The organism is Haloferax marisrubri (assembly GCF_001469875.2).
Taxonomy (GTDB): Archaea; Halobacteriota; Halobacteria; order Halobacteriales; family Haloferacaceae; genus Haloferax; species Haloferax marisrubri.
This window is the reverse complement of sequence record NZ_LOPW02000010.1, coordinates 216,919-240,993: the sequence shown is the minus strand read 5'-3', so window position 1 is coordinate 240,993 and position 24,075 is coordinate 216,919. Positions and strand designations below refer to the sequence as shown.

At 67.6% G+C, this 24,075-nt stretch carries 25 protein-coding genes and 1 tRNA gene; 14 read left to right on the top strand and 12 right to left on the bottom strand.

The genetic code is table 11. The features are described from left to right. Window positions 1-457: 457 nt before the first annotated feature. A tRNA-Pro gene (locus tag AUR65_RS08410) sits at window positions 458-530 on the bottom strand. Window positions 531-614: 84 nt separating this feature from the next. Further along, window positions 615-1,211 carry a tRNA (pseudouridine(54)-N(1))-methyltransferase TrmY gene (trmY, locus tag AUR65_RS08405; protein ID WP_058566415.1) on the bottom strand — a complete coding sequence of 199 codons (597 nt, stop codon included), beginning with the start codon at window positions 1,209-1,211 and terminating at the stop codon, window positions 615-617. Window positions 1,212-1,382: 171 nt separating this feature from the next. On the opposite strand from trmY, the gene AUR65_RS08400 reads away from it, so the two are divergent. Next, window positions 1,383-3,284: an ABC transporter ATP-binding protein gene (locus AUR65_RS08400; protein ID WP_058566623.1), complete on the top strand. Its 1,902-nt coding sequence runs from the start codon at window positions 1,383-1,385 to the stop codon at window positions 3,282-3,284. A gap of 190 nt (window positions 3,285-3,474) precedes the next feature. Here the strand turns inward: AUR65_RS08400 and AUR65_RS08395 are convergent, their stop codons facing one another. The 4 genes from AUR65_RS08395 to AUR65_RS08380 form a co-directional block, all read right to left on the bottom strand. Continuing rightward, window positions 3,475-4,494 (bottom strand): hypothetical protein, encoded by a 1,020-nt coding sequence (locus AUR65_RS08395; RefSeq protein WP_058566414.1) that lies wholly within the window; start codon window positions 4,492-4,494, stop codon window positions 3,475-3,477. Continuing rightward, window positions 4,481-5,380, bottom strand: coding sequence for a S49 family peptidase (locus AUR65_RS08390; protein WP_058566413.1), 900 nt, complete (start codon window positions 5,378-5,380; stop codon window positions 4,481-4,483). The genes AUR65_RS08395 and AUR65_RS08390 overlap by 14 nt, the downstream gene beginning before the upstream one ends. Window positions 5,381-5,519: 139 nt before the next feature. After that, window positions 5,520-6,296, bottom strand: coding sequence for an ABC transporter permease (locus tag AUR65_RS08385; protein WP_058566412.1), 777 nt, complete (start codon window positions 6,294-6,296; stop codon window positions 5,520-5,522). Further along, window positions 6,293-7,246 carry an ABC transporter ATP-binding protein gene (locus AUR65_RS08380; RefSeq protein WP_058566411.1) on the bottom strand — a complete coding sequence of 318 codons (954 nt, stop codon included), beginning with the start codon at window positions 7,244-7,246 and terminating at the stop codon, window positions 6,293-6,295. Before AUR65_RS08380 ends, AUR65_RS08385 begins: the two co-directional genes overlap by 4 nt. Before the next feature lie 349 nt (window positions 7,247-7,595). On the opposite strand from AUR65_RS08380, the gene AUR65_RS08375 reads away from it, so the two are divergent. From AUR65_RS08375 to AUR65_RS08355, 5 genes are all read left to right on the top strand, one after another. Continuing rightward, window positions 7,596-7,850, top strand: coding sequence for a hypothetical protein (locus AUR65_RS08375; protein ID WP_058566410.1), 255 nt, complete (start codon window positions 7,596-7,598; stop codon window positions 7,848-7,850). Beyond that, the gene (gene aceA, locus AUR65_RS08370; protein WP_058566409.1) at window positions 7,847-8,884 is read left to right on the top strand and encodes an isocitrate lyase; all 1,038 of its coding nucleotides are present in this window, start codon (window positions 7,847-7,849) and stop codon (window positions 8,882-8,884) included. The genes AUR65_RS08375 and aceA overlap by 4 nt, the downstream gene beginning before the upstream one ends. After that, on the top strand, window positions 8,877-10,178 hold the full coding sequence (gene aceB / locus AUR65_RS08365; RefSeq protein ID WP_058566408.1) for a malate synthase AceB: 1,302 nt from the start codon (window positions 8,877-8,879) through the stop codon (window positions 10,176-10,178). The genes aceA and aceB overlap by 8 nt, the downstream gene beginning before the upstream one ends. Before the next feature lie 217 nt (window positions 10,179-10,395). Further along, window positions 10,396-10,977, top strand: a complete 582-nt coding sequence (locus AUR65_RS08360) for a DUF4112 domain-containing protein (RefSeq protein ID WP_058566407.1) — start codon at window positions 10,396-10,398, stop codon at window positions 10,975-10,977. Between the two features lie 100 nt (window positions 10,978-11,077). Continuing rightward, a complete protein-coding gene (locus tag AUR65_RS08355) occupies window positions 11,078-11,680 on the top strand; it encodes a twin-arginine translocation signal domain-containing protein (protein WP_058566406.1) in 603 nt (200 codons plus the stop codon). 150 nt (window positions 11,681-11,830) lie between these two features. Here AUR65_RS08355 and AUR65_RS08350 read toward each other — a convergent pair whose 3' ends face one another. Continuing rightward, window positions 11,831-12,808: a DMT family transporter gene (locus tag AUR65_RS08350; RefSeq protein WP_058566405.1), complete on the bottom strand. Its 978-nt coding sequence runs from the start codon at window positions 12,806-12,808 to the stop codon at window positions 11,831-11,833. Window positions 12,809-13,106: 298 nt separating this feature from the next. Here AUR65_RS08350 and AUR65_RS08345 point away from each other — a divergent pair, with 298 nt between their 5' ends. After that, window positions 13,107-14,390, top strand: coding sequence for a tRNA pseudouridine(54/55) synthase Pus10 (locus AUR65_RS08345; RefSeq protein ID WP_058566404.1), 1,284 nt, complete (start codon window positions 13,107-13,109; stop codon window positions 14,388-14,390). Between the two features lie 77 nt (window positions 14,391-14,467). Continuing rightward, window positions 14,468-15,115, top strand: a complete 648-nt coding sequence (rnhB, locus tag AUR65_RS08340) for a ribonuclease HII (RefSeq protein ID WP_058566403.1) — start codon at window positions 14,468-14,470, stop codon at window positions 15,113-15,115. A gap of 69 nt (window positions 15,116-15,184) precedes the next feature. Here rnhB and AUR65_RS08335 read toward each other — a convergent pair whose 3' ends face one another. The 3 genes from AUR65_RS08335 to secF form a co-directional block, all read right to left on the bottom strand. Further along, window positions 15,185-15,418 carry a DUF7511 domain-containing protein gene (locus AUR65_RS08335; protein ID WP_058566402.1) on the bottom strand — a complete coding sequence of 78 codons (234 nt, stop codon included), beginning with the start codon at window positions 15,416-15,418 and terminating at the stop codon, window positions 15,185-15,187. 266 nt (window positions 15,419-15,684) lie between these two features. After that, entirely contained in the window at window positions 15,685-17,256 is a 1,572-nt protein-coding gene (gene secD / locus AUR65_RS08330) for a preprotein translocase subunit SecD (protein ID WP_058566401.1), read from the bottom strand. After that, complete coding sequence (secF, locus tag AUR65_RS08325) at window positions 17,253-18,116, bottom strand: protein translocase subunit SecF (RefSeq protein WP_058566400.1); 864 nt, start codon at window positions 18,114-18,116, stop codon at window positions 17,253-17,255. Before secF ends, secD begins: the two co-directional genes overlap by 4 nt. A gap of 127 nt (window positions 18,117-18,243) precedes the next feature. Between secF and AUR65_RS08320 the strand changes: the two genes are divergently transcribed. Next, window positions 18,244-18,585, top strand: coding sequence for a hypothetical protein (locus AUR65_RS08320; RefSeq protein WP_058566399.1), 342 nt, complete (start codon window positions 18,244-18,246; stop codon window positions 18,583-18,585). Between the two features lie 93 nt (window positions 18,586-18,678). Here the strand turns inward: AUR65_RS08320 and AUR65_RS08315 are convergent, their stop codons facing one another. After that, the gene (locus tag AUR65_RS08315) at window positions 18,679-19,170 is read right to left on the bottom strand and encodes a DUF5812 family protein (protein ID WP_058566398.1); all 492 of its coding nucleotides are present in this window, start codon (window positions 19,168-19,170) and stop codon (window positions 18,679-18,681) included. 114 nt (window positions 19,171-19,284) lie between these two features. Between AUR65_RS08315 and AUR65_RS08310 the strand changes: the two genes are divergently transcribed. The 4 genes from AUR65_RS08310 (at window position 19,285) to AUR65_RS08295 (ending at window position 22,127) form a co-directional block, all read left to right on the top strand. Further along, entirely contained in the window at window positions 19,285-19,920 is a 636-nt protein-coding gene (locus AUR65_RS08310; protein ID WP_058566397.1) for a GNAT family N-acetyltransferase, read from the top strand. Between the two features lie 127 nt (window positions 19,921-20,047). Beyond that, on the top strand, window positions 20,048-20,746 hold the full coding sequence (locus tag AUR65_RS08305) for a CDP-alcohol phosphatidyltransferase family protein (RefSeq protein ID WP_058566396.1): 699 nt from the start codon (window positions 20,048-20,050) through the stop codon (window positions 20,744-20,746). Next, a complete protein-coding gene (locus AUR65_RS08300) occupies window positions 20,743-21,447 on the top strand; it encodes a CehA/McbA family metallohydrolase (RefSeq protein ID WP_058566395.1) in 705 nt (234 codons plus the stop codon). The genes AUR65_RS08305 and AUR65_RS08300 overlap by 4 nt, the downstream gene beginning before the upstream one ends. After that, window positions 21,444-22,127: a TVP38/TMEM64 family protein gene (locus AUR65_RS08295; RefSeq protein WP_058566394.1), complete on the top strand. Its 684-nt coding sequence runs from the start codon at window positions 21,444-21,446 to the stop codon at window positions 22,125-22,127. Before AUR65_RS08300 ends, AUR65_RS08295 begins: the two co-directional genes overlap by 4 nt. Window positions 22,128-22,160: 33 nt before the next feature. Here AUR65_RS08295 and AUR65_RS08290 read toward each other — a convergent pair whose 3' ends face one another. Further along, entirely contained in the window at window positions 22,161-22,694 is a 534-nt protein-coding gene (locus AUR65_RS08290) for a hypothetical protein (RefSeq protein ID WP_058566393.1), read from the bottom strand. A gap of 72 nt (window positions 22,695-22,766) precedes the next feature. On the opposite strand from AUR65_RS08290, the gene AUR65_RS08285 reads away from it, so the two are divergent. Continuing rightward, entirely contained in the window at window positions 22,767-24,059 is a 1,293-nt protein-coding gene (locus tag AUR65_RS08285) for a hypothetical protein (protein WP_058566392.1), read from the top strand. Window positions 24,060-24,075: the final 16 nt, after the last annotated feature.

The window sequence follows — 24,075 nt, the reverse complement described above, 5'->3', positions numbered from 1 at the left end:
GCGGGGAGTGACGCGTTCGACGTATTGATGAGCGGATTACGGACGATGGTGTAAATTCATCGATAGGTCTATGTCACCCAATAAGAGAGAACGTATGGCGTGGTGGCTCAGATTCGAACTTCCCTCGCTGTCGCTCGGGCGTTCGAATCTTCGGTCGCCCAGACAACCGTTTCGGGGGGACTCGCACACGCTACGCGGTGCTCGTTGGCGTTGAAAGGGGTAGAAATGGGCCGCTGTGACTCGCTGGCGCTCGTCACAAGCACCCGCTCACTTCGTTCGCGAGTACGGCTCAGATTCGAATCCAGCGAGACCTCGTCTCGCCTCTTCACGCTCGCTGTGCTCGCGTGAACCACGGTCACTCACTTCGTTCCCTGATTCGAATCTTCACCGGGTGAAATCTCCCACACCGTTCAGACCACTCGCTGTCGCTCGTGGGTCGTGAAAGGTGGGGAGAATATGGGCCGGCTCAGATTCGAACTGAGGTTACGGCCACCCGAAGGCCGAAGGATACCAAGCTACCCCACCGGCCCGCATTTTGAGGCAAGCCACCGTCGCGTTTAACAGTTGTGATTGTGGGTCACCGTCAGACCGCGTGACACACCGCCGACCTCGACTCAGTACCGCGAATAGCCCGCGGTGTCGAGGTAGTTGTGCGCGACCGTAATCGAGTGGTCAGCGTGGAGAATCTCGGGACCGAGGCGGACCCGCTCGTCGGCGGCGGCCGCCAGCAACTCGGCCTCCTCGTCGGTGAAGTCGTGGTGGTCCGAGAGGACGAAAAGCGGGTTCTCGGGCGGTTCGACCTGAACCACGGGGTCGCCGTCTTCGTGGAGTTCGACCACGGTCGCGTCGCGGGCGGCCTCCTCCAGCGTCGTCTCGAAGCCCATCCGGCGGATAGAAACCCCCGGCGACGACTCGGCGGGCATGTGGCCGATTGCCTCCTCGCGCTTCTCCAGCGCCTTGCGAATCAGGGCGGCGGTGGAGCGTTCGTCGGGGTTGAGTCGGCGGAGTTCGGACCCCTCGAAGCGGACGGTGTACTCGTCACCGAGGATGAGGTGAACCCGAACGTCCTCGCGGATGTCGTGCGAGAGGAAGAACGCGGAGTTCACACAGCGACAGAGCACGTCGAGGCGGCCGGCCCCGCCCGCGATGTCGTCGAGCGAGAAGTCGGGCGTCGTCGGCGCGTCGTGGCCGATGACGATGAATTGGCGCATGCGTCCGACTCGGCGCGTGGGGGCCTTATCGGTGTCCACTCGCGGGCGGCAGGGGGCGACGACGACACCGCGGGCCACCCGTAGCGACGACACGAATCTCCCTGACCGCGCACGTCATATCCGCCGGACGCTTACCTCGGGTAAGTGAGCCACCAAGCCGGGCGCGACCCGATGGTCCGCCTGTTCGCCGAATACGGGCGCGAGAACCTCGCGTGGTTCGTCGTCGGGCTACTGGCGAGCGTCCTCGGGCGACTCATCGCGGTCGTGCCGGCGCTCGTCCTCGGGGTCGCCATCGACGCGGTGTTCTTCCGGAACACGGCGTACGCCCTCCCGTTGGTCCCGTCGTCGTGGCTGCCGACGACCGTCTCCGGGCAGTTCTGGTTGAGTTTCTGGCTCGTCATCGGGGCGTTCGTCGGCGGAGTCGCGCTCTCGTGGGTGCAGGGACTCGGCCTCGCCGTCTACTCGAACCGCGTCCAACACGCCGTCCGCGTGGACACCTACGACGCGCTCCAACGCCTCGATATGGCCTTCTTCGACGACAAACAGACCGGGCAGGTGCTGTCGATTCTCGACGGCGACGTTCGAAATCTCCGGACGTTCCTCGACAGCACGCTCTCGGGCGGCCTCCAGTTGGTCGTCGCCGTCGTCGGCATCGCGGGCGTGCTGTTCTACCTGAACGCCCAACTCGCGGTCGTCACGCTCGTGGCCGTCCCGCTTCTGGCCGTCTTCACCATTTGGTTCATGCGGACGATTCGGCCGCTGTACCGCGCCCTCCGCGAGAGCGTCGGCGCGCTCAACACCCGCATCGAGAACAACGTCTCGGGGATGGAGGTCATCAAAGCCTCCGCGACCGAGGACTACGAGACCGACCGCGTCGCCGACGCCTCCATGGACTACTACCGGCGCGCCCTCGCGGTCGTCAGACTCGACTACCTCTACCAGCCGTCGATGGAACTCCTCGCGGGCGTCGCGTTCGCCGCCACGTTCGCCATCGGCGGCGTCTGGCTCATCTTCGGCCCGCCAGCGCCCTTCACGGGCGACCTGCTCGTCGGCGAGTTCGTCACGTTCCTGTTCATGACCCAGCGGTTCATCGACCCGCTGTCCGGTGCGGGCCGCATCGTCAACTCCTACGAGAACGCCCGCGCCTCGGGCGAGCGCATCTTCGGGCTGGCCGACCGCGAGGCCGTCGTCCGCGACGCGTCCGACGCCGAGTCCCTCGACGCAATCGACGGCCGAATCGAATTCGACGGGGTCTCCTTCGCCTACGCGACCGGCCGCGAGGTGCTCCGCGACGTCTCGTTCACGGCCGAACCGGGCGAAACCGTCGCGCTCGTCGGCCCAACGGGCGCGGGGAAATCCACCGTCGCGAAGCTCCTCCTCAGGCTCTACGAACCCACGAACGGGGCAGTCCGCGTGGACGGCCGCGACGTGCGCGGCGTCGAACTCAGGAGCCTCCGCGAGGCCATCGGCTACGTGAGTCAGGACGTGTACCTCTTCGACGGGACGGTCAGGGAGAACCTCCTGTACGGGGCGTTCGACGCGACCGAGGCGGAGATGGTCGCGGCCGCCGAGGCCGCCGAGGCACACGAGTTCGTCTCGCGACTCCCCGAGGGCTACGACACCCGCATCGGCGAGCGCGGCGTGAAGCTCTCGGGCGGCCAGCGCCAGCGGCTCTCCATCGCCCGCGCGATGCTCCAAGACCCGCGGATTCTCGTCCTCGACGAGGCGACCAGCGCCGTCGACACCGAGACGGAACTGCTCATCCAGCGCGCGCTCGACCGGCTCTCGGCGGGTCGGACGACGCTCGTCATCGCCCACCGGCTCTCGACGGTTCGCCGCGCCGACGCCATCGTCGTCCTCGACGAGGGCGAAGTCGTCGAGTCGGGCACCCACGACGAACTCGTCGAACTCGGGGGGCTGTACGCGACGCTCTGGGGGATTCAGGCAGGCGACGTGTCCGGCGTCTCGACGGATATCCTCGCGCGACTGGTCGAGCGAAGCCGCGCGGCCGACGAGGCCGACGCGGACCGCATCGCCGACGGGGTCACCGCCGACGGCGGCGAAGACGCCTGAGGAAGTCGCCAGCCGCAGCCGACGCTGAGCGAACGAGTGACGAAAGAAACGAGTTGGGGCAGCGAAGCCGGGGCCGGCTTCGGCCGCGTCGTTGATTGTTGATGGCTGGGTGTCGGCGTCGAGCGACCGGCCACCCGCGATGGCTGAGACGGGGAGCCCGGTCGCGTCGATACGCGTTGATGCGGTTCGGTTACGCCGGAGTCGGGGCAGTTCCCTGTCCGGGTGCCGAACCGGGCTCGCCGCCTGATTCGGGCGTGGCCGAAGCGGGCGCGCCGGCCTCCTTGTCGCCGGAGACGAGGAAGTCGGCGAGGTTGCCGACGAGCACCTCGTTGTCGGCCTCGTAGGCCGATTCGGGCGCGAGGAAGTCGGCGTCGCCGATGGCGACGACCGTCTCGCTCTGGGCGGCGACCGTGTACGGGCCGGTCTTTCGAATCGACTCGACGCGGGTCTCGCCGCCGGAGACGAGCGCCGGCGAGACGCTGTCGGCCGAGACCGAAAGCGGCGCGGCGTCGCGGAACACGACCTCGTCGACGCCCTCGGTCAGGGCGGTTTCGCCCTCGGGCGTGGCGTAGACGTTCTCGTAGTTGAGGTAGTAGTCGTGCATGTTGTACAGCGACGAGGAACCGAACGAGACCCCGTAGTCGGAGGTCAACCCGGCGTCGCCGCCGGTGGTCCCGGACGACACCGAGACGGTGATGAGACCGAGGACGCTCGTCGTGCCCGCGGACTGCGGGTCCCCGAGGAGGGCGACGCGGCCGCCGGCGTCCTCGAACGACCGCAGGCCGGCGAGCTGGTCGCCGGTGTACGGCTGTTCGGGGTTGACGACGACGAAGGCGTCGGCCCCGCGGAGCGAGCCGTTGAAGTCTCGCTGGGCGTCCTCGCGGGTGAGGTACTTCACCTGATGGCCGTTGGCGACGAGCGCGTCGACGAGCGGTTGCATGTCGGATTCGCTCACGTCGTTCTCGTGGCCTACGTCGATGAGGACGGTCTTCGGCTCCGCGTTCGAGTCCATCGTCACGTCGCCCGATTCGGGGCCGGGCGTGGCGACGAGTTCGTCCGCGTCGAACGCCTGTTTCGCGGCGTTCTCCGTGTCTGCCGGGGCGCTACCGCCGAGTTGGAAGGCGTAGGGTGCCACCGCGGCTCCGACCAAGATGAGGCCGAGCGCGACCGCGAAGACGACCGTCCCGCCGAGTAAGTTACGCTGAGACATTACCGATCACCTCATCTTCGTACTGCACTTGCCCGTACACCATCAGGAACTGCGGCGCGCGAACGCCGTCGTAGCCGATGGGACTCTCTTCGATGACGACCGTCGAGTTGCCGTTCTGCGAGCTGAGAAGGATGATTCCCGAGCGGGTCGGCGGTTCCTTCTCGACGACCTCGTAGTCTTCGAGGCCGGCCTCGGAGGCGGCGCGGTCGATGGCCGTCTGGAGCGTACCGATGTCGTCGGCGTAGCCGTTCTGCGTGGCGCGAGCGCCGGTGTAGACCTTCGCGTAGGCGACCTCCTCGCGCGACAGCGAGAGTTCGTCGCCGCGGTGGTCCATGACGCTACCGACGAAGGCGTGCTTCAGCGTCTCAATCTGCGCTTCGCGGTGGTCGAGGGTCATCGACGCCTTGTCGGGACCGGTGCGGATTTCGCTCGACGTGCCCCCGATGGGAGCCGAGCCGCGGACGCCGACGCTCCCGATGACCGACGAGGGCGTCACGTAGATGTTCTCCGAGGGAAGCATCGCGTAATATGCGCCCGACGCGCCCGTTCCTTGGACGCTCGAAACGACGGGCATCTCTTGGGCGGTCCGATTGACCGCCAAGTACATCCGCTCGGAGGCGGCGGCAGAGCCGCCGGGGCTGTCGACCTGCAGGACGACGGCCTTTATCGATTCGTTCTCTCGCGCTTCGTGGAGGTCCTCTTCCAGCTGGTCAGCTGTGTAGGAGGTGATGGTCCCGTCGACCGAGATGACCGCGACCCTGTCGGGGGTGGGCGCGGCCGCGTCGTAGACGACGGGGGCGAGGAATGCTCCAACCAGGACGGCCGCGACGAGGGCGAGGACCGAGACGGTCCGCGCCGACGCCGCGGAGGAGGGTTTTGATACCATACTGCGGACGTGACTTCTAGAGCGTCTGTCAAAACACTTGTCATTGGAAAAGACAGTCATTCAGACAAGAACGGGGGCGACGAGGCGAAATAAGCAGACTGCGGCGAGTCGCTGTCGCCTGAATGCCTCTCGATTGGCGTCAGTCAGTCAGGCCGTAGCCCCGCCGGAACAGTACAACGTTGAGGCCGACGACCCCGAGCGTGAGCGCCGTCAGCACGCCGAGAGAGAGGTTCGGGTCCACCTCGGTGACGCCGAGGAAGCCGTAGCGGACGCCGTTGACCATGTATATCATCGGGTTGAGGAGCGACGCCTGCTGGAAGGTCGCCGGAATCTCGTTGAGCGAGTAGAAGACGCCGCCGAAGAACACCAGCGGGCGCAGGATGAACTGGTTCATCATCGTCAGGTCGTCGAAGTCGTCGGCCCAGAGGCCGCCGACCACGCCGAGGCCCGCGAACAGCAGGGTGATGATGAGCATGAACGCGACGAGATAGAACGGTTGGGCGACGCCGACGGTGGTAAAGACCATCCCGATGAGGGCGACGAGCGCGCCGACGAGCACCCCGCGGGTCGCGCTGGAGAGGACGTACGCGCCGACCATCGAGGTGTACGACAGCGGCGAGGTGAGCGCCTCCTCGATGTAGCGGTTCCAGCGGCCGTGGAAGATAGAGAAGGAGGCGTTCTCGAAGGCGTTGGAGACGGCCCCGAGGACGATGAGGCCGGGGAGGATAAACAGGATGTACGGGACGCCCGCGATTTCGTTGATGCGCTCGCCGAGGATGACGCCGAACACGGAGAAGTACAGCACGTTCGTGATAAACGGCGGGACGAACGTGTTGCGCGGGCGGCGGACGAACCGGAGGACTTCGCGGCGGAGCAGGGCGTAAAAGCCGGTCACGTCGAGGCTCGTGAGACTCATTGTTCGACCTCCGCGGTGGCGCGGCCCTCACCCTGTCTCGTCATCTCGACGAACACCTCTTCGAGCGACGTGCGAGAGATTTCGAGGTCGACGATTTCGTGGCCCTGTCGGTCGAGCGCCTGCACCACGTCGGGGGCGACGAGACCGCCCTGCTGTGCCGTCACGACGAGGCGAGTACCGTCGAGTTCGACGGCCTCGACGCGGTCGTCGTCGGCCGCGAAGTCGGGCACCGCCGTCGGCGGGTCGCGGAGTTGGACGACGATGTCGTCGGTGCCGCGGTCCATCAGTTCCTCGGGGCTGGCGACCTCGATGACGGACCCGGAGTCGAGGATGGCGACCTCGTCGCAGAGGCGTTCTGCCTCCTCGATGTAGTGAGTCGTGAGCAGGATGGTCGTCCCGCTGTCGTTGAGGTCGACGATGGTCTCCCAGAGTTCGTGGCGCAGTTGCACGTCGACCCCGGCGGTCGGCTCGTCGAGGATGAGCAGGTCGGGGTCGGTGATGAGCGCCCGTGCGAGCATGAAGCGGCGTTTCATCCCGCCGGAGAGCCAGTCGAAGCGGGTGTCACGCTTGTCGTAGATGCCGACGCGCTTGAGCACCTCGTCGGCGCGCTCGCGGGCCTCGTCGTGCGGAATGCCGTGGTAGCCCGCCTTGTGTTCGAGCACCTCCCGGATGGGGAAAAAGCGGTCCACGTTGAACTCCTGGGGCGCAAGGCCGATGCGGTCGCGGGCCTCGCGGTAGTCGTCTTCCACGTCGTAGCCGAAGACGCTCGCCTCGCCGCCGGTCTTGCGGACGAGGCCGACGAGGATGTTGATGAACGTCGTCTTCCCCGCCCCGTTCGGCCCCAACAGCCCGAAGAACGACCCCTCCGGAACGTCGAGGTCGACGCCGTCGAGGGCGCGGACGTCGCCGTAGGACTTCGTCAAGTCGCGTATCTCAATCGCAGATGCCATTCGCTGGTGCGTCGTCGGGCGTGGACGCGATTAAGCGTAGTGTCCGAGGAACGCCCCGTCACGGCGTGGCACGCCCGGTTGCCGGGAAGAACCGACGCGGTCGCATCCGACCCGGGAGAGATTATGGTATGCTATGACGTATCAAATTAGGGCCTAATATCCATCTGTACAGAACTAAGTCATTAACTAATATTATCATTATCAATCATTAACTATTTGTACGACTCGGCAGTCGAACCGGGTGAGGAGACATCCGATGGTAGTATCCGCAGCACACCACGCATCCGACCGCTCGACGACCGCGACTCGAACCGACCGCTACCGACCGCCGACCCCACCGACGTAACCGATGACAAACCGCGACAACACGACCCGAACCGACACGACGACCCGCACGCCGACCACCACTCGCTCGACGACGACTCGTCCCCCCGCCGCGCGGCGCTACCCCAACAACGAGGAGAACATGGACGCGCCGCTCGTCCCCTTCATCCAACAGCCGGGTGCGGACGACGAGATGACGACGATTCGGCGCGAACTCGCCGCGCTCCGCGCCCAACTGAACCGTATCGAGCGAACGATGCAGCCCACCGACACCCAATGAACCCGACCGAACTCGACAGCGACGTCTTCGCACAGGATGTTGACAACCAGAAGGCCCGCGAACTGCGGGAGATGCTGAACACGCAGGACTTCGTGTTCGCCCCCGGCATGTACCACGCGCTCGACGCCCGCCTCGCCGAGATGACGGGCCACGACGCCGCCTACATGTCCGGCTACTCGACGGTCCTCGGGCAGTTCGGCTTCCCCGACCTGGAGATGGTCACGATGACCGAGATGGTCGAGAACGCAAAGCGCATGGTCGAGGCGACGAACCTGCCGGTCATCGCCGACTGCGACACGGGCTACGGCGGCATCCACAACGTCCGCCGCGCCGTCCGCGAGTACGAGAAGGCCGGCGTCGCCGCCGTCCACATCGAAGACCAGACGACGCCCAAGCGCTGCGGCCACATCGCGGGCAAGCAAATCGTCTCCCGCGAGAAGGCCAAGGCTCGCTTCGAGGCCGCCGTCGACGCCAAGCAGTCGGAGGACACGGTCGTCATCGCCCGCACCGACGCCTACGGCTCCTCGAACGGTGACTGGGACGAACACGTCGAGCGCGGCCGCATCTACGCCGACGCCGGCGTCGACATCGTCTGGCCCGAGATGCCGAACCCCTCGCGCGAGGACGCCGTCGCCTACGCCGAGGAGATTCACGAGACGCATCCGGACCTGAAGCTCGCGTTCAACTACTCGTCGTCGTTCGCGTGGTCCGAAGAGGAGGACCCGCTGACGTTCCAAGAGCTGGGCGACCTCGGCTACAAGTACATCTTCATCACGCTGTTCGGCCTCCACTCGGGCGCGCACGCCGTCTACGAGGACTTCAAGAAGCTCGCCGAACAGGACGAGGAAGGCCAGTTCGACCTCGAACAGCGCTACCTCGACCACCCGACCGAGAGCCACCACGAACTGTCGTTCGTCTCGCGGTATCAGGACATCGAGACGCAGTTCGACCCCGAGGCGCGCCGGCGCATCGAGGAGTCCGAAGGGTTCAGCGAGGAGCAGGCCGACCCCATCACGAGCAACGACGATGACTGAGCGCAGACACGACCGCGAGTTCGTGCGGACGTTCTTCACCTCGCCGACGGCCGTCGAGGGCGAAGACGACTCCGCGAAGATGCTCCGACGGGCGGCCGGCCTCCGCGGGATGCAAGCGCCCGACGTGTGGGTCCCCGACAACGAGGACGCCACCGCGCCGTCGATGCGCGACGAGGGAGCCGCGAACATCATCGAAGTCATCTCCGAACACGGCTCGGAGTTCCCCGGGGAGATTCACCCCCGGATGGTCTGGCACCGCGACAGCCCCGAGACCCGGTATCAGGGCTTCCAGCACATGCTCGAAATCACCGACCCCGAAAACGGCGCGGTCGAGCACATCGACGGCTTCGTCATCCCCGAGGTCGGCGGCATCGACGACTGGAAGAAGGCCGACGAGTGGTTCACCATCGTCGAGAACGAGCACGGGCTCGACGAGGGGAGCCTCGCCATGTCGGTCATCATCGAGAGCGGCGAGGCCGAACTCGCCATGGGCGACCTCCGCGACGAGATGGGCAAGCCGACGAACAACCTCGAACGGCTGTTCCTCCTCGTCGACGGCGAGGTCGACTACACGAAGGACATGCGCGCCATGACGCCGACCGGCGAACTCCCGGCGTGGCCGGAGCTTCGACACAACACCTCCCGCGGGGCCAGCGCCGCCGGCTGTATCGCCGTGGACGGCCCCTACGACGACATCCGCGACGTGGAGGGCTACCACGAGCGCATGACCGAGAACCAGGCGAAGGGGATGCTCGGCATCTGGTCGCTCACCCCCGGGCAGGTCGTCGAGGCCAACACCTCGCCGCTCCCGCCGAAGACCGGCAGTTGGCTCCTCGACGCGGACGGCGAGGAGGTCGAACTCGCGTCCGAGGACGGCGTCGAGGTGTACGACGGCGACCGCCTCTCGCTCGAAGCCACCGACGGCGGCTACGAACTCCGCGTCGGCGGCGACACGCGGGAACTCACCGCCGACGAACTCCGCGAGGAACTGCTCGGCCTGACCTCGTACGTCCCGAGCATGGACGACATCGTCGACTCCATGGAGGAGTTCGAGGCGGCCAAGGAGGCCGGCCGCGGCGCGATCGCCATGACCCAGTCGGCGACGCTCCGCATCGGCGGCACCGAAATCGACATCGCCAAGGACCGGATGTGGGACGAGGCGACCTATCAGGCCGCGATGACGCCCATCAGCCTGTTCCAAGACGTGTACGAACACCGCCCGGACCAACACGAGGAGTTGGAAGAACGCTACGGCGCGGGCGTCGTCGAGCGCGCGATGGAGGTGGGCCTCTAAGCTCGGCCACCAGTTCCATCTCGGGGGTTCCGCCGTCGGCCCCGGTTTCCGGCTTGGTCACACGACGGCGTCCGGTTTCGTAGCTCTGAGACGCGCTCGCCCGAACCGTGGGGGCGACGCGTCGCGTTCTTTTTTCGCGGCACGACGCGGTAGACTCCGACTCGGTTCGACCCCGAGCGACGCTATCCTCAAGTTCCGCCCGCGCGACTCGACGCGTGTGAACGATTCCTCGAACACCCCCACGACGCCCGCGGCGGCGAGCGCCGGCGACGGCGATGGCGACGAACCGCTGGAACCCGACGCAGTCGTCGATTTCGAGTCGGCGGGCGTCGCCGACGAGGAGACCCTCGCGCGACTCCGCGCCGTGAGCTTCTACCTCGACGAGGCGTTCGAGATTCCGGGGACGAACTACCGCATCGGCCTCGACCCGATACTGGGACTGGTGCCGGGTATCGGCGACGCGACGGCCTCGGCGCTCTCGGCGTACATCCTCGTCGAGGCCGCGATGCTCGGCGTTCCGCGGGCGACGCTCGCGCGGATGCTCGGCAACGTCGTCCTCGACGCGACCGTCGGGTCGCTCCCGCTCGTGGGCGACGTGTTCGACGCGGCGTGGAAGGCCAACGCCCGAAACGTCCGGCTGTTGGAAGCCCGATACGACGACGTCTCTCCCGAGGCCGCGGCGGCCGACCGGCGCTTCCTCTTGGCCGCGGTGGCCGCCATCACCCTCCTGCTCGTCACGCTCGGCGCGGCCACCGCGCTCGTCGCCCTCTGGGTGCTCGGACAGGTGGGACTATTGTAACTGTCTGAAAAACAAAATAACCAAACCGGGTGTGAGACTGGTTATCCAGCCCCAAACTGTAAACTACAAGACATATATACGAGCTTGCAAATCACCGTGTATGGAACGACGAACTTTCCTGAAGAGCGTCGCCGCGACGGGAGCCCTCCTCACCACCGCCGGTTGTATGGGCGGTGGCTCCGGGTCGCAGCCGACCGCGGGTAACGAGACGGGCAACGAGACCGGCGACGGTACGACGGGCGAGACGACGGCCGACGTCGAACCGGCCGAGGTTCCGGACCCCGAACTCACCTTCCGCACGAACAGCGGTGTCCTCCGCGTCGTTCACATGGGCGGCGAGAAGATCACCGACGAGGGAACAGACGAGGTCTACGTCACCGTCGACGACGAGCGCACCGCGACGTGGGTCGCCGACGGCGAGGAAGGACAGGACTACCCCGTCTCGGTCGGTAACTTCCTCGAAATCGAGTCCGCCGAGAGCGACTCGACGGTCGAGGTCGTCTGGGTCGGCCGCGCGGGTGCCGAAGAAGTCCTCGCAACCCGCGAGGCCGCCGCCGAGGAGACCACGACCACGACGACGAACGAGACGACGACGAACGAAACCGCGACGAACGAGACGGTCACCGAGACGACGGCCGCCAACGAGACGGTCACGACGACGAACGAGACGACCACGTCGTCGGACAACGAGACCAGCAACTGAGGACGACGACCGACGCCAACGGGGACGCCGGCGTCGGACGTGGCGAGCTTTTTTCTACTCGAAGACGGGTCGAGATTCGCGCCGTGACGCTGGAAGCGACGAGCCTCCGACAGACCTGCGACAGCCGCGGGGTCGCCGACGAGAGCGCGTTCAGTCGTCGGCCGGCAGACTGTCCGGGTCGGCCGCCGGTTCGGGCGCGACGAGGCCGACGCGGACGCCGAGACGGCGACCCAGCGGGCCGAGCGCGTCGCGCTTCATGAACGCGAAGCCGAGGAGGATGAGCGCGAAGCCGGAGACGGTGGCGGGGCCGATGTGCTCGCCGAGGAACGCCCAGCCGGTGACGGCGGCGACGACCGGCGTGACGTAGTTGACGAGGCTGATTTCGACCGCGCCGATGCGGTCGAGCAGGACGAAGTAGGCGATGAAGCCGACCGCGCTACACAGCACGGCCAAGAACAGGAGCGCGGCGACGACGACCGGCGTCCACGCCACGCTCGCGAGGCCGGGTTCGCCGAGGACGGGGCTCGTGACGTGGAGCATGCCCGCCCCGAGGAGCATCATCCACGACTGCATGGCGACGACGGGCGGGTTGCCGGGGAGGCGCTTGACGAGCACCGAGCCGAACGCCCACGCCGCGGCGGCGAGGAACAGCAGGACGACCCCGAGGAGTTGGCCGCCGACCGACCCGGACGCGAGGGCGATGACCACCGTTCCGGCCAGTCCCAGAAAGACGCCGAGGAAGCCGAACGCGTCGAGGCGTTCCTCGGGGAGCATCGGCCACGCGAAAAGCGGCGTGAGGACGGGCGCGAGGCTGATGACGATGGCCGAGACGCCGCTCGTCACGTACCGCTGGCCGGAGAACAGAAGCGAGAAGTGCGCGCCGATGAGCAGCGTGCCGCCGACGAAGACGACGACCCACTCGTCGCGGCCGCGGGGTCGCCAGTCCTCCGCCGCGAGCAGACCGTAGCCGAACAGCACGACGCCGGCCACGTCGTACCGGAGGGCGGCGAACAGCACGGGCGGGAGGGCGTCGAGGCCGACCTCGATAGCCATGAACGAGGTCCCCCAGAGGACCGCGATAGTCGCGAACAGTGCGAGCGTCCGATTCGTTTGCGTATTGATAGACACGAGATATCGACCGTAGACCCAGGTGTTGAAGCGGCTACCACGCCGCCGTACATCAAATTTCTCGGAGCCGAGATAGCACTCCACTCGGGTCGTGTTGACAAACGTCTCAGTTCGAGTGGAGGTCGGCGAGGGCGTCAGCGAAGCCGTTGAGAGACCGTTGAGAAAGCATCGCGGTGGCGGGTCACTCGGGAGCGACGCCACGGCTGCGACGACTGCGGCGACGACCGAGCGGTAACGACCGAGCGGCGACGCGCCGAACAAAGTAAGCTAGTTACGCGCGCCCCGATAGAGACCGAACATGAGCATCCTTGAGGACGCGCGAGCGCTCGCCGAGAGCGGGCCGGTCTGCGACGCCTGTCTGGGCCGGGCCTTCGCCGAGCGCAGTTTCGGGCTGACGAACGCCGAGCGGGGCAAGTCGCTCCGGGTCGCCGCCGCCCTCGACGACGACGAGCCCTACGAGGCCGTCGAGACCGAGGACTGCTGGGTCTGCGAGGGGGCCTGCGCCGAGTTCGACGAGTGGGCCGAACGCTGCGCCGAGGCCATCGAAGACGTGGAAGTCGAGACGTACCAGGTCGGCACCCGCGCGCCGCCGCTCGTTGAGGAAAACGAACTGCTCCTCCGCGAGGGCGCGGGACTCCCCGAGGACGCCGGCGAACTGTTCAAATCCGAGTTCAACCGCGAGGTCGGAAAGCGCGTGGGCCGGCTCACCGGCACCGAGGTGGACTTCACCCGCCCGGACGTGCAGTTCCTCCTCGACATCGAAGCCGACACCGTCGAAGCGCAACTCAACTCCGCGTTTGTCTACGGGCGCTACCGGAAACTCGCCCGCGACATCCCGCAGACCGAGTGGCCCTGCCGCGAGTGCGACGGGTCGGGCTACAAAGGCAAAGAGCCCTGCGACTACTGCGGCGGGTCGGGCTACCTCTACGAGGACAGCGTCGAGGGCTTCGTCGCCCCCGTCGTGACGGACGTGATGGACGGCGTCGACGCGAAGTTCCACGGCGCGGGCCGCGAGGACGTGGACGCGCTCATGCTCGGCACGGGCCGGCCGTTCGTGGTCGAAATCATGGAACCGCGTCGCCGGACCATCGACGTCGAACAGCTCGAAGGCGACATCAACGCGATGGCCGACGGCGAAATCGAGGTCGAGGGGCTCCGCCTCGCCACCTACGACATGGTCGAGCGCGTGAAGAAACTCGACGCGAGCAAGGAGTACCGCGCCGCCGTCGAGTTCGACGACGACGTGACCGACGAGGAACTGCAGGCCGCGCTTGACGAACTCACCGGCGCGACCATCGAGCAGTACACCCCCCACCGCGTCGACCACCGCCGCGCGAGCATCACCCGCACCCGCCACGTCTACGACGCCACCGGCGACCTCGAAGACGCGCGCCACGCGACCGTCGAAGTCCACGGCGAGGGCGGCCTCTACATCAAGGAACTCGTCTCCGGCGACGAAGGGCGAACGAACCCGAGTCTCGCCGGCATTCTCGACACGGGCGCGGTCGTCACCGCACTCGACGTGATTGCAGTCGAAGGCGAGGACGAACCGTTCGAGGACGACGAGTTCTTCAAGGACTGAACGGAAACCCGGGGGACCTCTGCGAGCGTCGTCGCGGACCGCAATCTCTAATTCTCGCCCGCGACACCCGACGAGGTATGCACATCGGCGTCGACGAAGCCGGAAAGGGACCCGTGTTGGGTCCGATGGTCGCCGCGGCGGTCCGAGGGGACCCCGACGCCCTCCCGGACGGAATCGCCGACTCGAAGCGACTCGCCCCCGAGCGGCGCGAGGAACTCGCCGCAGAGTTGCGAGAGCGCGACGACATCTCGGTCGGCGTCGCGTTCGTCGAACCCGAGACCATCGACGACCCCGAGACGGACATGAACCTGCTGACCGTCCGGGCGCAGGTCGAAGCGGCCGCCGAAGTCGCCGCCGACGCCGACGAACTCGTCTGCGACGCGGGCGACGTGAGCGAGTCCAGATTCGGCCGTCGCGTCCGCGAGGGACTGGCCGAGACGGGCGTCTCGGTCGAGGTCCACGCCCAGCACCGCGCGGACGACGAACACGCCATCGTCGGCGCGGCGAGCATCGTGGCGAAGGTCGAACGCGACCGCCGGGTCGAGGCCATCGCTGACGAGTACGGCGAGGTGGGGAGCGGCTACCCGAGCGACGGGACGACCCGCGAGTTCCTGCGGGAGTACGTCCGCGAACACGGTATTCTGCCGGACTGCGCGCGGAAGTCGTGGTCGACGTGTGCCGACCTCATGGCCGCACACGAACAGTCGTCGCTGGGAGATTTCTGAGGCGTCGCGGGACCGGCGCTCGAAAAAGGGGAGGGGCGGGGCGGTTCGAAGGCGAGTCGCGGAGACGGCTTACCGCATCTCGGCGAGCGAGACGTACGCGCCTTCCTGCGCGGAGAGCCACGTCGTCAGCAACTCGTCTTCGGAGAGTCCTGCGGGGAAGATGGTGCACTCGTCAGGTGCGTCGTCGTACGGGACGACGATTGCGACGAACTCCTCGTCGTCCGCGGAGGCGGACCGCCGCGTGGCGGCCGGTCGAGTCGTCGTCGCGTCCATGTCGTCGTGTCGAAGTGTCGTATCGTCCATGAGTGGAGTGCGTGCACCGTGATTACCGACGGGCGGCGGTTGCTTGGTTGCCGCTTCACTCAATATTTTATAGACAGTCTATATGATTCTATCGGCGAGTCCGCCCCGATGGGGACGACCGAAATCACCGCTGTCTGTTGATTCTGAAATAGAGAACGCCCGAGAGAGTCAGAGAACTATCAACTGCGAGAATCACGTGGGGAGCAGAAGGGCGAAGCGTAACGGGCGAACGAGAAGAAGCGCGTCGGCCGAAGGCGGCGTCGGCCTCAGCGGTCCTCGGTCAGGAGGATTCGGAGGATGTCACCGTACGCCGGGCGGGTGACGAGCACGCCGACGATGACGCCGAGGATGGTGAAGATGGCGAAGCCCTGGAGGTCGCCGAGCGAGAGCACGGCGAGCGGGCTCATGGCGATGATGGTCGTCGCGGCGGCCGCGCCGATGACCCAGAAGGCCCGACGGAACCGCGACTGGAAGACCTTCCGCGACTTCACGGTGCCCTCAGCCATCACCTCGTCGGCGATGATGATGAGGTCGTCCACCCCGGTCCCGATGACGGCGATGAAGCCGGCGATGACCGAGAGGTCGAGCGGGTAGCCGATGGCCGCGGCGAACCCGAGGAGGACGTACACCTCGGAGAGGCCGGTGACGATCATCGGCAGGGCGACCTGCGGTTTGCCGTAGCGGATGAAGACGACGCCGGCGACCGCGAGGACCGCGATGATACCCGTGATGAGCGAGTTGAACTTGAAGCTCTCACCCTGGCTCGGGGAGATGTACGACGAGGTGCCGCTGTCCTCGCCCGAGAGGTCGAGCTTGGCCGGGAGCGCACCGGCGCGGAGGTTGATGGCGATTTCCTGCGCCTCGGACGTGTTGCGCGTCTGGAGCTGGAAGCTCGGCGCGCCGGCCCATTCGCCGGCCCGCATGGTGTCGGCGAGTCCGTCGCTCATCCCGAAGGCGTTGACGACCTCGCCGTTGACGACGAGCAGGAGACAGCCCTCGGTCGTGTTCTGTCTGCCGTCTTCCATGTAGGTACATTGCGTCCCGCCGTTCTGTGCGAGACCGGTCTCGACGACGGCGGTCTGGAACTCCTGTGCGGGTTCGTCGCGGACGGAGACGGGGACGAACGCCCCGCTTCCGACCTGGGACTCCTGTGCGGTCCCGATGGAGGTGAAGTCGGCCTGCGTCAGGACGGCCTCGCGCGTCTCGTACACGCGGGTGCCGTTCTGCGAGGTCGGGTAGTAGATGTCGATCTGGACCGTCCCGCGCTCGCCGACGAGGTCGACGACGTCGGACTGGTCGCGGTTGGGGACCTCGACGAGGATGAAGTGCTCGCCCGTCGCCGTGGTCACCTGCTGGACCGTCCCGCCGGAGAGACCGGCCTCGTTGATTTTCGACTGGAGGACGCGGACCGTCTCGGCGCGAGTCGTCTCGGTGACGCCCTCTCTGACCTCGCCGTGGGCGTAGCCCGCGGCATCGAGCGCGGCGGCCAAGTCGTCGGTCGTGGCGTTCTCGATGGTCACTTCGACCGTGTTGGACTCGGGGCCGACGCGGGCGATGACGTCCGCGGCGTCGGCACCGTCCAACTGGGCGGCGACCTGTCGCTCGACGACGCGGTCGGAATCGCCCTCGAACTCGACGTCCTCGGCCGTGACGCCGACGAGCGGCGCGCGGATGCGCGTCCCGCCGTCGAGTTGGAGACCGAACTGGAGGTTCGTCGCGCTGTTGTCCTCGCCGATGGGGGTCTGCCCCCCGATTGTCGGCGAGAAGAGGGCGAACGTCGAAAGCAGGATGGCGACGACGAGGAAGATGACCCGCCAGTTGTCGCGGAGCGTGCTCATCGGGCCACCCCCTCGAACTTGTACCAGCGAAGGAGGGTCACGTTCAGCATGTAGGTGTTCATCAGGTCGGCGGTGAGGCCGAAGACGAGGACCGTCCCGATAGCGGCGAGCAGTTGGATTCCGAACAGCGTCGCCGTGATGGTCATGACGATCATCGCCGCGATGGACGTGAGCGTCATGGTCACACCGGTGCGCATGGCGCGCGCGGTGGACTCGTAGAAGTCACCGGACCGACGGAGGACGTGGTTGTTCAGGAGGATGTCCGAGTCAACGGAATACCCGATGAGCATCAGGAGGGCCGCGACGGTCCCCAGCGACAGTTCGATGCCGAGGAGATTCATCAGCGCCACCGGGATGACGATGTCGGAGAACGCCGAGACGACGACCGCGATGGAGGGGACGAACGAGCGGAACATGGCGAACACGAGGATACTCATGCCCGCGAAGGCGACCCCGAGGCCGCCGAGCGCGAGCAGTTGCGTATCGGAGCCGAAGTTAGCCGAGACGGCGTCGATAGATCTGACTTCGTAGCCGGCGTCTTCGGCCTGTGTCTGGAGTTCGGTCGACGTCGCGCTCCCGGACTGGAACGTCACGACGTAGGTTCCGTCGGCCGCGACGGAGCGAATCGATTCGGGCTGACTGTCGAAGGCCGCGGCGACCTCGCTTTGCGGGGCATCCGTTGCGATACGGAGTTCAGTACCGCCGGTGAAATCGACGCCCGGGTTCACCGGCGCACCAGTCGCGACGTACCACCCTCCGATGACCAAGAGGGCCACCGCGAGGACCGCGAGGGGGACGGCCACGAGTTGGCGATTCGTGTACCGGGTGTAGTCTACCTCCGGTACCGTAAACTCAACCATGGGTTGCGGTCCTGAGCGATGCCGAATAAGGTTTCTTATCCGCGGACGGCCTCGGCCGCAGAACGGTCTGACGGGCGCGTGACGAACCCGCGACAGGCCCATAGTCGTTGGCCGACAATCGTGAACTATGACGACCGAACCGACGGCGACCCGCGTGGTCGTCTCCTTCCCCGACGAACTCAGCGCGTGGGGCTACGACCAGTTGACCGCCGACCGCTTCGTGAACTACCTGCGGCGGGTCCACGAGGCCGCCGCGCCGGGCGACGAGTGGGAGGAGTTCCTCGACGTGGGCTGTTGCGGCGACTCGCTGACGCTGACGCTCCGCGTGGAGGAACTCGACCCCGAGGGAGCGACCCGCATCGGCGACGAGACGACGGTCGAGTTCGTCGAGCGCGAGGGGAGCGTCCACGGCGGGTGGTGCGTCCAGAGCGCGGACGGTCCCGTCTCCTCGACGGCGGAACAGCGATAGGAGAACGCGAGCGGACGAGTGAGTGAGTGGGTGAGTGGGCGAGTGAGTGAGTGGGTGAGTGGGCGAGTGAGTGGAGAGCGCGGCCGACCCGACTCAGGGCATGTAGCGGACCGCGACGACGCCCGGTTGCGAGCGGACTTCGACGCGGTTCACGTCGAGCCTGGCGGCCCGCGAGAGCAGGCCCTCGCGGTCCGAGAGGATGTCGTCGACGGCCTGTTCGGTCATGTCGTCGGGGACCGACAGGACGTGAATCTCGCCGGTCCCGGCGCGTTCCTCCCGGACGAGTTCGCCGTCGGGGTTGTCGGCGGCGATGTCGCGGGAGTTCGTCGTCGGCGACTCGGTGGAGCGCTCGACGGAGACGGTCCAGCGCGACTCGACCTCCACGAGCTGCCACGAGACGTTCATCGGCGGGTCGGGCGCGACGGTCCCGCGGACGGCTTCGTCCTCGGAGACGCCGGGGTTCGACGAGAGCGCGTGAACCTGCCCGGAGTGAACGTCCTTCAGGACGGCCGACTCCTCGTCGGCGGCGGTGACGAGAAAGGTTCCCGTTCGCTCGGACTCGGTCTCGGACTCGGACTCGGTCATCACCCGGTGTAAGCCACCGGGCCTTTTCCCCGTTTCGGGCGCTTTCGACCGCGTGTGCCACCTATACCCACGGCGACGGTGGGCTTTTCTCGCGGCGCGCCGACGCGACTGACGATGCCCGCGCTCTGGCGGTTGACCCGGACCGAGACGGCCCGACGCGTCTACGACGCGCTCAAGGCTCGCGGACTCACGGCGACGCAGATGGACGAGTACGTCGCGGACGCCGACGCGGCGGACACCGACCGCGACCCCCCGGCGGGAGTCGAGATTCGCGCGCTCGACCCCGCGGCGGCGACGCGGTTCGAGGCTCGCTACGACGCGTTCTCCGAACTTCGAGACGACGAGACGGCGGTGTGCGCGTTCGACACCGGGGGAGGCGAGAGGGACGGCGGGGGTGGTGAGAACGGTGAAGTCGCGGACTCCGACCCCGTCGGCTATCTCTTTCTCGGCGACCCCGGCCTGACGTACCACGTCCACCCGCTGGAGGCCGACGTGACCTTCCCCGGGGGCTACGTCCGCCGGGTGTTCGTCGCGCCCGAGGCGCGGAACCGCGGCATCGCCACCGCGCTCGTCTCGCGGGCCGTCGCCGTCGCCGGCGAGCGCGGGGCCGAGACGGTCCACGCGCTCGTCGCCCGCGACAACCGACCCTCGCAGTGGACCTTCGAGAGCGTCGGCTTCCGAGTCGCCCGGACCCGGGCGTACTACCGGGCCGGACCGTGGCGTCGCCGGCGCGTCAAACCGCGTTCATAGCGGTACAGAGCGCTCAGTTCCGTCCCGAGCGCTCCGTTCGGGAACGTTGATATATAGATATTTGATTTATATATACTATAGCGGTTAAATTTATACTCAATCGGTCGAGTGTGTCGGACAGACAGGCATGACGGACGAACTCAGGTCAGCACTTCGCGGGAGGCTGGACGCGGTCGACGCGCGGGCGAGCGAGGTCGTGCGCTCATCGACGGGGGAGAACATGATTTCGCGGCTCGGGGCCGCGGACTGGTTGAGTCTGGGCGCGCTCTTCTGGGCGTGGGTCGGCGCGATACTGTTCGTATCGGGCGAGCCGAACTGGGCCATCGTGGCCGTTCTCGCCGGCTTCGCCTTCGACAAGGCCGACGGCTACTACGCCCGCAAGACCGGGACCGCCTCGGCGTTCGGCCGACAGATAGACTCCTTCATCGACATCTTCGCGTACCTCGTGTCGGCGGCGCTCCTGTACCACGTCGCGCTCGCTCCCAACCCGGTCGTGAGCGCCGTCGTCGGCTTCGTCGTCCTCACCTTCGGCGGCCTGCGACTCATCCGCCACAACAGCGAGGGCTTCGGCGACGAGGGCGGCACCTCGTACTACCACGGGACGACGGTCGTCCACACGCACCTCGTCGTGCTGGCGAACTACTTCCTCCTCCAGTTCGTCCCGCTGTGGAACGGCTGGGTCGCGGGCGCGACCATCGTGGCGGTCTGCCCGCTCATGACCTCGGACTACAAAGCGTACAAAACCGACGCGGGGCACGTCCTCGTCGGCGTCGCCGGCGTCCTGACGGTCGCCGGCTGTCTCGCGCTCGAATTCGGCGTGATATGAGCGGTCCGGCGCAGGACTCGCGGGGGCCGCAGACGCTCGCGGTGGACCTCCACGTCCACACCGACGCCTCCTACGACTGCGAGATGTCGGTCGAAGCGGTGTTGGCCCGCGCGGCGGCGGTCGGCCTCGACGCGGTCGCCATCACCGACCACGACTCGGTCGGGGCGCTCTCGCGGGCGTTCGACATCGCTCACGAGTACGGCGTCCGGGTCGTCCCCGGCGTCGAAGTTTCGACGGGCGACGGCCACCTCCTCGCGCTCGGCGTCGACGACCCGCCGGCGACGGGGCGACCGCTCTCCGAGACGGCGCGGGCGGTCCGCGAGTCGGGTGGGCTCGCGGTCGTGCCGCACCCGTTTCAGACGTTTCGACACGGCGCGTCCCGGCGGGCGATTCGGGACGTTGACGCCGTCGAGGTGTACAACGCGCACACGCTCACCGGGTTCAGAAACGGGCAGGCGCGGCGCTACGCCCGCCGGCAGGGACTCCCGGGCACGGGCGGGAGCGACGCGCACCGGCCCGCGCTGGTCGGACAGGCGTACACGGCCGTCTCGGTCGAGGCGGACGGCGGCGTCACGACCGACGCCATCTTGGACGGGATTCGCGCCGGGCGAACCGTCGCCCGAGGGACGCGAACGACCGCCCGACAGTACCTGCGGAAGTACGCGCTGAACGCCCGACTCAAGACCGCCTCGTTCCTGTGACCGGTCGCCTGTTCGACTCGCCCGAGACGCGGAACGCGGCGCTCGTCAGAGTCGGGGCCATCGCAGTCGCCTTCGCGGCCGTCGCGGTCGGCGTCGCCGTGTTCGTCCCGCGCCTCGCCGACCCGGCGTGGGTCCGCGCGGCCGTCGAATCGACCGGCCCGTTCGCTCCGTTGGTGTTCGTCGGCATCCAGACGCTGCAGGTGATTCTCGCGCCGATTCCCGGGCAAGCCCTCGCCGCCGTCGGCGGCTACCTGTTCGGGACGGTCGCCGGGACGGCCTACAGCATGGTCGGCGTCGTCGCCGGAAGCGCCATCGTCTTCCTGCTCGCCCGGCGCTTCGGCCGGCCCGCGGTCGAGCGCCTCGTCGCCGACGACGCGCTCGCGCGGTTCGACGGCTTCGCCGACCGCCGGGGCGTCGCCGGCCTGTTCGTCCTGTTTCTCCTGCCGGCGTTCCCGGACGACGCGCTCTGTGCGCTCGCCGGGCTCTCGCCGCTTCGACTGCGGACGCTCGTCGTCCTCGTCGCCGTCGGTCGCCTGCCGACGTTCGCTCTCGCCGCGGCCGCCGGGCAGAGCGCGGGCGCGGCGAACTACGAGGCGGTGGCGCTGCTCGTGGGAGTCGGCGTCGTCGCCTCGGCGGTCGTCTACCGCTACCGCGACGAGTTGGCGGCGCGAGTCGGCTGAGGCTAGAGCGGGGAGAAAACGAGCCGGTAACGGTTATCGGAGCAGTCGGTGAAGCCCGTAGATTCCCGCCGCGCACGCGACCGGCGGGACGAGGCCGTAGATTGCGGGGAGGTCGTAGAGCAGTTGAACGACCGGAACGAGCGCAGAGACGGTCACGGGCCCCACGGTGAACGGCTCGGCGGGTGTCTGAAGCTCCGCGGGCACCGATGCGAGAAGCCCCACGTACACCGACAGCATGAACACGAAGCCCGCGAGCGCGAGGCTCAGGTCGTACCGCGGTTTCGACCCGGTGCGGCGGTGTCGTCGGGCGACGAACAGTATCGGGGCGACGAGCGGCGCGACCACGAACAGCCCCACGAGGACGTAGAACGACCGCGAGAGGGTGAGCGACCCACCGGGGACGCCGGCGGTCGCGCCGATGAGCACCACGAGTCCGAAGACGACGAACAACGAGACGACACCCGTCGCGAGGGCACCGACGAGTACGTAGCACTTGAACAGCCACGACTCGCTGTGCCGGAAGGCGTACGGGAACGCGCCGATGACGCCGCCGTAGTCGTCTGCCATCGGTCGCCCTTGGGAGCGGCCGCGATTAAAGCGACCGGTGTCGTTTTGACGCCGGGCGACGCGGCATCCTGTATGCAGGTAGACCTCGGGAACGTCCTCGACACGGCGTCGGCCCACGGCGTCTCGCGCGAGACGCTCGAACGACTCGACGGCCGCGTCGCGGCCGCCCACGACCGCATCGAACGGGGCCGAGAGGCTGGCGAACACGGCTACGAATCGCTGAACCTCCCGAACAGCACCGACCCCGCGGCGATTCGCGACGCGGTGAGCCGGTTCGACGACCCCTCGGCGGTCGTCACCGTCGGCATCGGCGGGAGCGCCCTCGGCGCGGCCACCCTCACCGACGCGCTCGAAAGCGACGTGGACGCCTACTACCTCGACAACGTCGACCCGGAGGCCGTCGAGCGCCTCCTCGACTCGTTGGACCTCGCGTCGACCGTCGTCAACGTCGTCTCGCGGTCCGGCACGACCGCCGAGACGCTGGCGAACTTCCTCGTCGTGCAGGAGGCCATGGCCGACGCGGGCGTCGACTGGGCCGACCGGACGTTCGTCACGACCGGCGAGGAGGGCAACCTCCGCGACCTCGCCGACCAGCACGACCTCCCGTCGCTCCCCGTCCCGGACGGCGTCCCCGGCCGCTTTTCCGTCCTCTCGACGGTCGGTCTCGCCGCCGCCGCCCTCTGCGGCCACGACATCGAGGCGGTACTGGAGGGCGCGGCCGCACAGGAGGCGCGCCTGTCGGACTCGCTTTTCGACTCGCCGGCGTACGCCTACGGCGCGGTCTCCTACGCCCTCGCCGAGCGCGGCCTGCGGCAGAACGCGATGATGCCCTACGCGGAATCGCTCGAAACGTTCTCCGAGTGGTTCGCCCAGCTGTGGGCCGAGTCGCTCGGAAAGGACGGTCTCGGCCAGACGCCCCTGCGGGCGCTCGGCGCGACCGACCAGCACTCCCAGCTTCAACTGTACCGCGCCGGCCCGCGCGACAAACTCGTGACGCTCGTCCGCGCCACGGAACGCGAGGACGTGGCCATCCCCGAGACCGACCTCGACGGCCTCGCGTACCTCGGCGGCTCGTCGCTCGGCGAACTGCTCGACGCCGAGTTCGAGGCGACCGAGGCGAGCCTCGCCGCGGCCGGCTGTCCGAACGTCCGCATCGAACTCGACCGCGTGGACGAGTACGGCCTCGGCGAACTGCTCTACGCGATGGAGGCCGCCTGCGTCCTCTACGGCGAACTCGCCAGCGTGGACACGTTCATCCAGCCGGCGGTCGAGTGGGGCAAGCGCGCCGCCCGCGGCCTGCTCGGCGGCGGCGACTTCGAGGAAGCGGACGCGGTCGAAGAGAAGTCGCGGCTGGTCGTCGAGTGAGGCGGTCGCCCCGCGA